This is a genomic window from Deinococcus aquatilis DSM 23025, from assembly GCF_000378445.1.
Taxonomy (GTDB): Bacteria; Deinococcota; Deinococci; order Deinococcales; family Deinococcaceae; genus Deinococcus; species Deinococcus aquatilis.
In genome coordinates, this window is record NZ_KB899699.1 from 76444 (window position 1) to 88275 (window position 11832).

11 protein-coding genes are annotated in these 11832 nt (G+C 62.6%); 5 read left to right on the top strand and 6 right to left on the bottom strand.

Annotated features, from left to right (window positions below; translation table 11 throughout):
• Positions 1 to 56: 56 nt before the first annotated feature.
• The 4 genes from holA to F561_RS0104445 form a co-directional block, all read right to left on the bottom strand.
• Positions 57 to 956: a DNA polymerase III subunit delta gene (gene holA / locus F561_RS0104430; protein ID WP_019008740.1), complete on the bottom strand. Its 900-nt coding sequence runs from the start codon at positions 954 to 956 to the stop codon at positions 57 to 59.
• Positions 953 to 1735, bottom strand: coding sequence for a protein kinase domain-containing protein (locus F561_RS0104435; protein WP_019008741.1), 783 nt, complete (start codon positions 1733 to 1735; stop codon positions 953 to 955). Before F561_RS0104435 ends, holA begins: the two co-directional genes overlap by 4 nt.
• A gap of 676 nt (positions 1736 to 2411) precedes the next feature.
• Positions 2412 to 2924 carry a hypothetical protein gene (locus F561_RS0104440; RefSeq protein ID WP_019008742.1) on the bottom strand — a complete coding sequence of 171 codons (513 nt, stop codon included), beginning with the start codon at positions 2922 to 2924 and terminating at the stop codon, positions 2412 to 2414.
• Positions 2925 to 3019: 95 nt separating this feature from the next.
• Positions 3020 to 4612: a GMC family oxidoreductase gene (locus tag F561_RS0104445; protein ID WP_019008743.1), complete on the bottom strand. Its 1593-nt coding sequence runs from the start codon at positions 4610 to 4612 to the stop codon at positions 3020 to 3022.
• 356 nt (positions 4613 to 4968) lie between these two features.
• Here F561_RS0104445 and argJ point away from each other — a divergent pair, with 356 nt between their 5' ends.
• The 4 genes from argJ to F561_RS0104465 all read left to right on the top strand — a co-directional run bounded on the left by argJ (position 4969) and on the right by F561_RS0104465 (position 8238).
• Positions 4969 to 6117 carry a bifunctional glutamate N-acetyltransferase/amino-acid acetyltransferase ArgJ gene (gene argJ, locus F561_RS0104450; protein ID WP_019008744.1) on the top strand — a complete coding sequence of 383 codons (1149 nt, stop codon included), beginning with the start codon at positions 4969 to 4971 and terminating at the stop codon, positions 6115 to 6117.
• Positions 6118 to 6187: 70 nt separating this feature from the next.
• The gene (locus F561_RS0104455) at positions 6188 to 6964 is read left to right on the top strand and encodes a hypothetical protein (RefSeq protein ID WP_019008745.1); all 777 of its coding nucleotides are present in this window, start codon (positions 6188 to 6190) and stop codon (positions 6962 to 6964) included.
• Between the two features lie 68 nt (positions 6965 to 7032).
• Positions 7033 to 7791, top strand: coding sequence for a tryptophan-rich sensory protein (locus F561_RS0104460; protein ID WP_026298600.1), 759 nt, complete (start codon positions 7033 to 7035; stop codon positions 7789 to 7791).
• 114 nt (positions 7792 to 7905) lie between these two features.
• Positions 7906 to 8238 (top strand): hypothetical protein, encoded by a 333-nt coding sequence (locus F561_RS0104465; protein WP_019008747.1) that lies wholly within the window; start codon positions 7906 to 7908, stop codon positions 8236 to 8238.
• Between the two features lie 54 nt (positions 8239 to 8292).
• Here the strand turns inward: F561_RS0104465 and secD are convergent, their stop codons facing one another.
• The gene (secD, locus tag F561_RS0104470; protein ID WP_019008748.1) at positions 8293 to 10578 is read right to left on the bottom strand and encodes a protein translocase subunit SecD; all 2286 of its coding nucleotides are present in this window, start codon (positions 10576 to 10578) and stop codon (positions 8293 to 8295) included.
• A 66-nt stretch (positions 10579 to 10644) separates the two neighbouring features.
• Entirely contained in the window at positions 10645 to 10977 is a 333-nt protein-coding gene (locus F561_RS0104475; RefSeq protein WP_019008749.1) for a hypothetical protein, read from the bottom strand.
• 184 nt (positions 10978 to 11161) lie between these two features.
• On the opposite strand from F561_RS0104475, the gene F561_RS27060 reads away from it, so the two are divergent.
• A complete protein-coding gene (locus F561_RS27060) occupies positions 11162 to 11758 on the top strand; it encodes a hypothetical protein (RefSeq protein ID WP_157451558.1) in 597 nt (198 codons plus the stop codon).
• Positions 11759 to 11832 lie beyond the last annotated feature (74 nt).

Here is an 11832-nt window from a genome sequence, read left to right on the forward strand (position 1 = left end):
ATAACAAAACCAACCATCAGCCATTGTAATTTTGCATTTGCCTCAAACCACCGGCGCTACAAACTCAATTGCACCATCAGCCGTTCCATCGTCACACCCGCATCCAGCCCGCGCTTCATTGCCAGATCGGCATCCAGAATCCGGCTCAGATGGGCGCGAATCTTGCCTTCGTTCAGACGCCGGGCCACATCCAGTGCCTTTTTCGCCGGGTAGGGTTTGACGCCCAGGCGTTGTGCAGCGGCGGCCTCAGTGATGCGGCCCTCCTCCTGAAGCAGCGCCACGCAGCGGGCCACTAGCGCGTATTGCCACACCACCGCGCCCATCAACTTGAAGGGATCTTCGCCCGAGGCGATCAGGCGGCGAAGTTGCATCACGGCCTCGCCCGGACGCCCAGCCGTGGCCGCACCCAACATGGCGAAGCTGTCGCCGGGGGGTTCGCGCCCCACGACACGTTGCACAGCGTCCCTTGCAAACGGCCCGTCGATCAGTGTGAGTTTGGTCAGTTCAGAAGCGATACCTGCGAGGTCGGAGCCAAACACCTCGGCCAGATACAGGGCCGCGTCTCTGTCCAGTTTCAGGCCCATTTTCTTGGCCCGCACGGTCACCCAGCCCGCCACATCGCCCGTTTTGGCTGGAGCCGCCGACGCGATCTGCTCACCCACGCTGTACACCTTCAGGCGGGTGGCAGGCGGCGCTTCGTCCAGAATGGCAACAGTCACCTCTGCTGAAGCAAGCAGCTCCAGAAGTGCTTTATCAGGCTTTACGCCGTCAAAATCCACGATCACGCCGCCGTCACCGAACAGGCCGGGCGAGAGGTGGGGGCGCAGCGCCTCAGCGGTCACGTCATCGCCGCCCATGCGGGGCAATTCACGGGGGTTCAGGCCACGTGCCATCAGGGTGTCGCGGAGCGTTTCCTCGGCCAGAAAGCGGTTGCCAGTAAACACGAGCAGGCTCAAGCGATTTCCCCGACGGTCATTCCCTCGATTACCGCAGTTTCATATGGCCCGCCAGAGGAAAAACCCAGTTGACGCCGCGCTGCCCACAACTGCCGCAGCATTTCGCAGGCGCTGTCTGGACGTCCATCAGGATCGCGGTCTAGGGCCGCCAGCATCACCGGGTGCAGTTCAGGCGGGCCGGGCAGAGCGGCACGGCGCTCGTGGATGCCAGCCAGCCAGCCCAGGGCATCCTCATAGGGTGGATGCCCAGCCAGGCAGTCGAACATCAGAACGGCCACGGAATACAGGTCGCTGCGGGGGTCGCCCCGCACGCCTTTAAACTGTTCTGGAGCCATAAAGTGTGGTGTGCCCATGCGCGTACCGCTGTGGATATCACGGGGCAGGGTACGGGCGTGGCTCATGCCGAAGTCGATGACCCGCACCGAGTCGGCCCGTAATGGCCCCCGCATCAGCAACACATTCTCCGGCTTGAGGTCTTGATGGGTGACGCCCCGCGAATGCAGGTGGGCAGCGGCGTGCAGCACGCCCATTGCCACAGCGCTCGTTTCATCTGCCGACAGGGGGCCGCAGAGCGCCAGATCCCGCAACGTACCGCCTGGAATAAAAGGAAACAGCAATTGAGTAGGAGTGCGGGCCAGCAGGGGGACCACCAGAGGGTGATCCAGCATGGCGGCGATCTGGCCTTCATGTCCAAAGCGTTCCCGAATATCGGGGTCCGAGGTCAGGAGGGTCTTGATAAACACGCTCTGGCCGCGCCATTCGCCCGTTTCACTCAGCACGCCGCCCCTCGCTGCAACAGTGCATGGGGTTTCAATACATTGCGAATCGGATAAATCTAACACGTCGTTCTATTTAACCACGAAAATTGTACACAACAGTGGTGCTCGGTTCAGTTCAACTCTTCCTCTTCTCTAAAGTTTGCGTCTCAAGGGAAACGATACGCAGAAAAGAAGTGTTAGGCCGGTCACTCCGGCACCGAATATTGCCATTCTGTACCTGATAAATTGCGGAAAATGCCAATTGAAACGTTTGGTCAGCTATCTGACTCGCTTTAGCATCTCTTTATGCAGCCAAGTGAGATCAGACTCGGCAGCTTTACTCTGAACTCTCTGAACTTGCCTGTTATGCCGTCCAACGCGGTCGGCGTGTGGCTCAGGCAGCTCTACAGGAGATTATTTCTGCACTTATCTGACCTGAGTATCGCGCCCAGCTGATCCACTCCTAAAGAATAACAGAACATTTGGTCAGAGTGTTGACATTTGGCCTCAGCGAAATGATCCTTCTGGCTTGGGTCGCTCCAACACGCAGTTTTCCAGATCTACATGACACCAGAGAACAGCTTCAACCAGAAACTGAAAGGGCGTCAATCGGCTTCCAAGGTCATGTGTGAAGTCACCAGCAGCATGAGAAAACCACCCCTGACTGCTGGGGTGGCCTTCCTCAACGACGACTGATTCAGTTGACGCGGATGCTGTTCGCCAGATTCCGGACCACCGCTTCGTTCTTGCTGTAGTCCTTCACATTGCCGGAAATGGTCACGACCAACATCCGGTTGCCCGCACTGGTGACAAGCAACTCACGGCGCTGGTCATCGCCCTTGCCGGGGGTGGTGAACACGAACTGTGCCCAGGAGCCGCCCCCGAACTGCATCAGATTGGCCTTCAGCGATTTGATGCCTGTTACCTGAGAACGGATAACGGCAGGAAACTGCGCGACCAGGCCTTCGATTTCGCTGGCAGCCAGTCTGCTTTCACGCCACTCGAAAGCCACCGTGACTTTGCGGTCTTCGGTGATGAAGACATAGGCCGGACGGGTGGCCGGGTTGGGGAAGGTCGTCTGCAGGAACGACTGGTTGAGTTCTGCTAATTTGGCGTTCGGCTCTACCGTTACCGGCAGATTGGGAAGGTTGACGGGCGCGGCGAACGCGAGGCCCATCATCAGGGTCAGGGAGAGGAGCACTTGCTTCATGTCCCTTTACCCTACTCAAACTGGCGTGTCTCCTCATGAATCGCGGGTGAGGAACGTGCGATTCCCATCAAAAACGGATCAACTGACGGTCTGAATCATGTGGTTTTGCCCACAAAGTCGGCGGCGCGTGCCCCGATCATCATGCTGGTGGCATTGGTATTGGCGTGAATGATGCGCGGCATCACCGAAGCGTCGGCTACCCACAACCCCTGCGTGCCGTGTACCCCCAACTGGCGGTTGACCACCGCGCCGTCTCCGTCTCCAAGCGCAGCCGTTCCCACCGGGTGATAGAGCGTGGCGCATTCCTGCCGCACGAATTCGGCCAACTCCGCGTCCGAGTCCAGCGCCCTGCCCGGCAACGCCTCTCCCGCATTGACCTGTCTTAGCCCCTCACCCGCCGCAATTTCCCGTGCCTGCCGGATGCCCGACACTAGCGCCCGGACGTCGCGTTCATCACTCAGATACTGCGGGTCGATACGCGGCGCGGCCAGAGGATCAGCGCTGCTGAGGCCGATGCGCCCGCTGCTGTACGGCTCCACCAACACTGGGCCGACCGTAAAATGCCAGCCGTCGGCCCGCTGAAAGCCGTGATCGCGGAAGTAGGCCGGGCCAAAGTGATATTGCAGGTCAGCATGGGGCAGATCCGGCGCAGAACGCACGAAAGCACTCGCCTCGGCAATGTTGCTGGCAAGCGGCCCGGTGCGGTTCAGAAGCCACTGCGCAAACGCTGCCCCTTCCGAGCCGCCGTCCAGTGACTGCACCTTTGACCTGAAGATGACGGGAACAGCCAGATGATCCTGCAACCCCTCGCCCACGCCCGGCAGATTCACGCGCACACCGATTCCATGCCGTTTCAGTTCCGCCTCTGGCCCCACTCCCGACAGCATCAGCAACTGTGGCGTCTGAATCGCGCCCGCCGCCAGCACCACGCCTCCCGCCGGAGCGTCCAGCGTACGCCCCTGCCAGCGCAGCCGCACGCCCACGGCCCGCGTGCCTTCCCACAAGATTTCCAGCACCTGTGCCCCGGTCAGCACCGTGAGATTCGGGTGGTTCAGCACAGGCCGCAGAAAGGCCCGGAACGCACTCTGTCGCTCGCCTTTGTGGTGGTTGCTTTCCAGAATCCCCGCACCTTCCAGTGTGCCGTGATTGAAACTGGACACCGCAGGCACACCGAGAACGCTGCTGGCCGCCTGCACGAAGGCGTGACTGAGGTCGTGGGACGCCGCCCGGTGGCCGACCGCCAGTTCTCCCGCCCCGCCCCGAAACTCGCCCGCTTCACCGGTAAACTTTTCGATGCCCCGGAAGGCAGGCAGCACGTCTTTCCAGCGCCAGCCCTCGCCCCAGCCGTCGAAATCATCCTTCGATCCCCGGATATAGATGGTGGCATTGATGGCGCTGCTGCCGCCCAACACCTTGCCACGCGGCCAGAAAAAGCGCCGTCCGCCCGCGTGAGGCTGTTCTACGGTTTCAAAGGCCCAGTCCACGCCCGTTTTGAACAGTTTGGGAAAGGCCGCAGGCGCACGGATCAGCAGGCCCGTGCCAGGTTGGGTGTCGGAGCCGCCCGCCTCCAGCAGCAGCACCCGTGCCCCGGCGTCCAGCAACCGCCGCGCCAGTACGCAGCCACCCGAACCCGCCCCCACGATGATCACGTCTGCTGGTATTGCCGTGCTTCCGGTCTGGGCTGTCATGTGTAGAAAGTATAGAGCCGCATTTATGCCAACTTCCTTGCTGACCAGATAGGCAGAATAGCGAATTCGCTTGAACCCCCATCTGGGTGGATTTAGTTTGAACAGATTCGCAGAGTTTCGCTGAGTAGTTCTACGGCGATGCAGTGGCGCAGAATAAGCCTGTTTCACAAGTCTGCGGGTGTCCTGCGGAACTGGTTTAGACGTGGACGCACAGTCTGTACGATCAGCCTCTCTCTTGCCGGTGTTCCGTACACCGATGAACCTCTATATCCTTCATTCTTGTGAGATCGAGCCTGCGATTGACCGTCTGAGCAGCCCCCATATTTACCCCGCGCCCTTGCTCTAAACTTCCCTCCATGCAGTTTCCCAAAGGTTTTCAGGCGGCGGCTATCGCGGCGGGCATCAAGCCGAGTGGCAAAACAGATTTGAGTTGTGTGGTCTCGGACAGCGACTGTGCCTGGGCTTTTGCAGGCACGCGCAGCACCACCGCCGCCGCCTGCGTCACGCGCAACCGCGAGGTGTACGCATCGGGCGGCCCCGTGCGTGCCCTGGTGGTCAATGCCGGAAACGCCAACGCCGCCACCGGCAAACGCGGAGCCAGCGACAACGCCGACATAGCCGACGCGCTGGGCAGCGTGCTGAACGTGGATCAGGACGCCATTCTGACCGCCAGTACCGGCATCATCGGCCACCTGCTGCCGATGGACCGGGTGCTGAGCGGCGTGGAGCACCTGCCCGAAGACCTGTCGCCGGAAGCCGACCCCTTCGCGGCGGCCATCATGACCACCGATCTGGTGCCCAAAACGGCTTCTGTTACGTTGTCCACAGGCGCACGCATCGTCGGCACCGCCAAGGGCAGCGGCATGATTCACCCCGATATGGCGACCATGTTCGCCTTTGCCTTCACTGACGCACAGGTCGATCAAGCGGCGCTGCGGGCAGCCTTCGGGGCCATCGTCAACCGCACCTTCAATGCCGTGACCGTGGACGGCGACACGAGCACCAACGATATGGCCCTCGTGCTGGCAAACGGACAGGCCGGGGCCGTGGACAGCGCCGAATTTCTGGCTGCTCTGGAAGGCGTGATGCGCGATCTTGCCCGCCAGATCGCTGCCGATGGCGAGGGAGCCACCAAGCTGCTGACCGTGCGCGTGAGCGGAGCCGCCACCGAAGCCGAAGCTCTGGCCGCCGCCCGCACCTGCTGCGTCAGCCCGCTGCTCAAGAGTGCCCTGCACGGCAACGACCCCAACTGGGGCCGCGTGATCATGGCCGTGGGCCGCAGCGGTGCAGGCGTGAACATAGAAAAAATGACGGTCTCGGTGCAGGGCACGCCCGTGTTTGCCGGCCGCCCCCTGCCCTACGACGCGGCCACCGTCAGCGCCAGCATGAAGGCCGAAGAAGTGGTGTTCGAGGTGAACTTGGGCGTTGGCAGCGCGGTGGGTGAAGCATGGGGCTGTGACCTCAGCGCCGAATACGTGAGCATCAACGCGGAATACACGACCTGAGGCGGGTGCGCCGACTTGAGCCAACGCTCACGCGGCCTGCTCCTGTGGGGTCTGGGGAGTAGCGTGGGCTATGTCTATTTCTGCCCCGTCGCGCCCGCCTCCATCGGCGCTGGCCCGTCCTCTCGATCCGGCGGTGCCCTCCAACCGCTTTGCTGTGGCCGGACTGCTGGTGGGCACATTGGCAGCGCGGCTGTCGGGGCGCAGTTGGCCTGCCAGCCTCGGCATCGGTGGGGCCGGATTTACCGCGTGGGCCACCGCCCGCGAGCTGGACCCCGACCATCCCGATACCGCCAACGCCGCGCTTCCGTTGGCCGCGTTCGTGGCCCTGATCGGCGGCCCGGTCAATCCTCTGGCCGGAATGGGCGTCATGAGTGGGCTGCGCGTCCTGGCGGGCACCACCGGTCAGGCGCCTACCCCCTCAGATGAAATGGCGCTGGGCGTGCAGGCAGGTCTGGCGGCCCTGACGGGGGAGAGGTTCTCGGCCTTCGTGCCCGGTCTGGCTCTGGCGCTGTCGGGCCATGTGCCGCCGCAAGCCGCCGCCCTGACGCTGGCTCCCGCCCTTGCGCCCGCCCTCAGGCCGGGGCAGGGCCGCAGCGTGGCTGCCGATCTGCTCAGCCTCGCCGCCCTGGGATTGGCCGCCACCCTGGTCACGCCCGAACGCATTTCCAGCACCGCTGACCACGGTAGGCACCGCCTCGATGACGACCACCTGCGCCTGACCCGGCAACTGGCCGCAGGTACTTTGGTCCTCGGTCTGCTGGGGCGGCAGTCTCGCTCTTTGGTTCCGTTGGCGGCGGCAGCCTTCAGCGTCGGCTTGAGGCGAACTGGCTTCATCAAGATTCCCTAAATCGCCACTGCCCAGAATGCTGCCCTTTCTGACATCCTTGGTCGATTGGTTCTGTTTACCATGCGCCCATGACCGGACTTCCCAGACAACTCACGCTTTTGCTGGCAACCCTGTTGACCCTGGTGATGAATTACCTCAGCAACGCCCTGCCCCTGTTCGGCAACAGCAACGGCGAGGTCAGTGACAGCCTGCCCAACGCCTTTACCCCGGCTGGCCTGACCTTTGCCATCTGGGGGCCGATTTTTCTGGGTTTGCTGGCCTTCGCGGTGTATCAGGCTTTGCCCGCCCAGCGTGGTCCGCGCCATGACCGTCTATTCTGGCCTTTCCTGCTGGGCAACCTGCTGAATGTGTCGTGGCTGCTGGCCTTCCAGAGCCTGAATTTCGGCCTGAGCGTGGGCATCATGCTGGCCCTGCTGCTGAGCCTGATCTGGTTGTACCTCACGGTACGCGGCCTCAAGCCACAGGGCGCGGAACTCCTGACCCTTCAACTGCCTGCCAGCCTCTACCTGGGCTGGATCAGCGTGGCGACCATCGCCAACATCACCGCCTTTCTGGTCAGCATCGGCGTGACTCAGGGCCTGCTGGGGCTGGGTGCTCAGGCATGGTCGGCGGTGCTGGTGGTCATCGCGGCCCTCATCGGCGTGTTCTTTCTGGCCCGCTTCCGCGATTACGCCTTTGCGGTGGTGTTGCTGTGGTCGTTTTATGGCGTGTACGCGGCCCGCCCGGAAGTCAACACCGTGGTGATCGCGGTAGCGCTGGCAGCAGCCCTTCTGGTGGTTTTGGGCGGCGCGGCCTCTGCACGGCGCGGGCGCAATACGCTGATTTAGGCTGTGGGGCGTGGGCTGTAGATTGTAGGAACAGCAAACAGAAGAACAAACAAAGCGGCGTACCCAGACGAGGGACGCCGCTTTCCTCTGGCCCCGGTGCCGTACTCTGCACTCATGGCACGCCGTAACTCCGAATCCACCTGGCCCGAACCTCTTCCCGAAGCCGAACCGCTGGTCTGTGCCCTCTGCGGACGCGAAACGCCCACGCTGACCCAGCATCACCTGATGCCTGTGCTTCAGGGCCGCCGCAAAGGCATGAAAGTGCAGGACCTGCCCACGGTGGGCCTGTGTTCGGCCTGTCACGGCTATGTCCACAGCACCTTCTCCAATGCCGATCTGTCGGGGCCGTACAGCACCCTGGAAGCCCTCAGCGAAAACGAGGGCGTGATCAAGTTCGTGAAGTGGGTGAAAAAGCAGCCGGTGAGTAAGGCAGTCAAGGTCAAATAAAGCATAAAAATAGAGGCGCACCTTGCAACGGGTGCGCCTCTGTTGTGGTGTAGCTCAGGCCTTGACTGCGCCCTCGCCCAGCTTGCGCTTGCGGTTCCATTCTTCAAAGAAGACCACCAGCGGGGCCACGATGTAGATGCTGGAGTACGTACCGATGATGATGCCCACCAGCAGCACGAGGCTGAAATCGCGCAGCACGGGGCCGCCGAAAATCAGCAGGCTGACGAGCGGCAGCATGGTGCTGATCGAGGTCATGACTGTGCGTGAGAGCGTCTGGTTGATCGACGTATTCACGATCTCGCGGTAGCTCTTACCGCGCATTTCCTTGATGTTCTCGCGGATTCGGTCAGACACGATGATGGAATCGTTGAGCGAATATCCGATCAGGGTCAGCAGGGCGGCGACGCTGGCAATCGTAAACTCCAGCCCCAGCAGCGAGTACAGGCCCATCACGATGGCGACGTCGTGCAGCACGGCCACGATGCTGCCCAGACCCATGATGAAATCGAAGCGGAAGCCCACGTACACCAGAATCAATCCGAGGCCCAGCAGCACGGCCCGGATGGTGTTGTCGGTCAGCTCTTTGCCCACGGCTGGCCCCACCGTTTCGCTGGACTGAACCTCACCCTGCGGCAGTTTGGTGATGGCCCCGGTGAGGGTCTGAACCTCGGTGCTGGTGAGCTGAGGCACCTTGACCGTGTAGGTCGCGCCGCCCACCCCCGGCGTGATGTCGCGCTGGATGCTGGCGCTCTGGGCGGTGACTTTGCCCAGTCCTGCACCCGCCACGGCTGAACGCACCTGCTCGGTGGTGGTCGCGCCACTGGTTTTGATCGCCAGCGTGGTGCCGCTGATAAAGTCCACGCCGTAATTCAGGCCCTTGGTGCCCAGTACCGCGCCGCCCGCGATTGCCAGCAGCACGCTGAGGGTGGTGATGATCGGCGCGGCCTTGATGAAGTTGATGTTGGTGGCCTTGATCCACTGCGGCGCACCCATGTTGGGTTTGCGCTGCGCCAGCCACTGCATACCCCATTTGGCAAACAGCAGGTTGGAGAAGGTCGAGGCGATGACGCCGATCATCAGCGTGACGGCAAAGCCCTTCACAGGGCCGCTGGAATAGTTGTAAAGCGCCAACGCCGACAGCAAATGCGAGGCGTTCACATCCAGAATGGTGAGGGTGGAATGCTCGTAGCCCGTGCCGATGGCGTTCTTGATTCCCTTGCCGCGCTGCAATTCTTCCTTGATTCGCTCGAAGGAAATCACGTTGCCGTCCACTGCCGCGCCGATGGTCAGCACCAATCCGGCGATCCCCGGCAGGGTCAGGGTGGAACCCAGTCCGCCCAGAATACCCAGAATCACGATGCTGGAAAACAGCAGGCCCAGTGCGCCCACGAGGCCGAACCACAGGCCGTAATAGAAGAACAGCATGACGAAGACCAGCCCGATGCCCACCACTGCGGCAATCGCGCCGCTGCGGATGGCGTCGGCTCCCAGCGTTGGCCCAATCGAGCGTTCGGCTTCGGTCTTGATCTTGATGGGCAGGGCACCCGACTTCAGCACCAGTGCCAACTGGCTGGCTTCTTCGGGCGTGAAGTTGCCGCTGATCTGCACGTCACGGAAGAGGCGCTGCTGAATGGTCGCCACGCTCTGAATCTGGTCGTCCAGCACCACGGCCATCAGGCGGTTCACGTTTTTGCCCGTAAAGTCGCCAAAGGTGGCCGCGCCTTTATCGGTGTTCTGGAAGGTCACGACCCATTGCCCCTGCTGGTCGGTGGCCGAGGATGCATTGGCGATAACCTCGCCGGTGGCCTCGATTGGCCCCAGTTGTGCCAGCGTATAGCCGCCCGAACGGGGATTCTTTTCCCGCGCGGCGGCGTCGGGCTGTGCGCCCTGCTGCACGATGCGGAATTCCAAACGGGCGGTGCGCTGGATAATTTCGCGGGCACGCTGCTGCACGGCGGGCGTGGCTCCGGGGATTTCTACGACCACGCGCTTGCCACCGCTGACTGTTACGGTGGGTTCGGCCACGCCCAGCGCGTTGATTCGGTTCTCGATCACGGTTTTCACGCGGTCGAGGTCTTCGCGGGTGGCCGTCCCACTTTCGGGGGCCAGTTCTATTCTCAGGCCGCCCTTGAGGTCGAGTCCCAGCGTAATGAACTGATATTGGTCGTTCCAGACGGTCCAGAGGTTGTTGCGGTGTTCCCAGGGCCGCCAGATATACAGCAGGCTGCCCAGCAGGGCCAGCAGCAGCAGCAGGCCAGTCCAGCGGTTTGCGCCACTGGGCGCTGCTTTGCGTGAATTGGGGCGTTTGTTTCGGTTATTTCGGTTGTTGCTGTAGGTCACAGGGAAGACTCCTGAGGTGGGATGTAGGGCGTGGGTTGTGGGCTGTTGGAAAAATACACACCCGTTTCAGGCCCCGTCTGTTTGCCGTCTGCCCAACATATTCAGGTCAACCCTTTGAAGCGGTTCTTCCCATGCAGCAAGCGCCGCCACCACACCGTACGGCGCACGCGGCAGCACGAACGGTTCGGCGGGCGCGGGCATCAGCGTGGGGGCACCTGCCGAGGGCTGAGGCGCGGGCCGCAGCTCTGGCAGGACGGGCGCGATACTGCCTGCCGACATCCGTGCGGCGGCGTCGGGCAGGTGCGGCGGCGATCCCAGCAGCACGGCCAACACCGACAGCAGCGTCAGTGCTCCCGGCCACGCCAACAGGTGCGACCAGAACTTCTGAGGAAGGGCCAAGCGTCTCAAAGCGCCGCAGCATATCAAACCCCACCTCCCTGTCTCCTGACGCCACCCGCTTTTGGTTGCCCGTCCTCCTCTCTGAATTTGACGCCGTGTCATTAGCCCCGGTTTAACCGCCCGCCCGCATCATCTCCTCGTGGCCGGAGGAAACACCACCGCGCCCAACACCAAGGAGATCACCATGACCAACCGTAAATTTGCCCGCCTGCCCCTGCTCGTTCTCGCCGCCCTTCTGCCCCTCGGCACCACCGCCGCGTTTGCCGCTTCGGCCACCACTGCCCCCGCTGCCCAGACCCAGAACAACCAACCCCCACAGCCCGGTCAGCGCGGCGGCCCGCAAGGTGGCCCCCGAGACGGACAGCGTGGCCCCGATGGTGGCCCCCGCGCCGTCATCGATGCGGCAGTCGCCAAAGCCCTCGGCCTGACCACAGATGCCCTGCGCCAGCAATTGCAGGCCGGAAAAACGGTGGCTGAACTTGCCAAAGCCAAAGGCATCAGCACCGCCACCATCCGCACCGCTGCCCTGGCAGCCCTGAAAACCCAACTGGCTACCGAAGTAAAAGCAGGTAAGTTGACGCAGGCTCAGGCCGATCAGCACCTGGCCCGCGCCACAGCAGACACCAACTTCGGCCTGATGGCAGGAGGCCCCCGAGGCCCGCGTGACGGCGGCCCGAACGGTGGACGCGGCGGCCCTGACGGTGGGCGCAATGGTGGCCCCGGCGACCGTCCTGCTCCTCCTGCTGGTCCCCGAGGAGACCTGCCCACCGACGGCGCGTAACCTTCCCCAGTCCTGACCCCCAAAAGGATAGACACAAAAGAGAGGCGGCCATCCCCACCGGGACACCGCCTCTC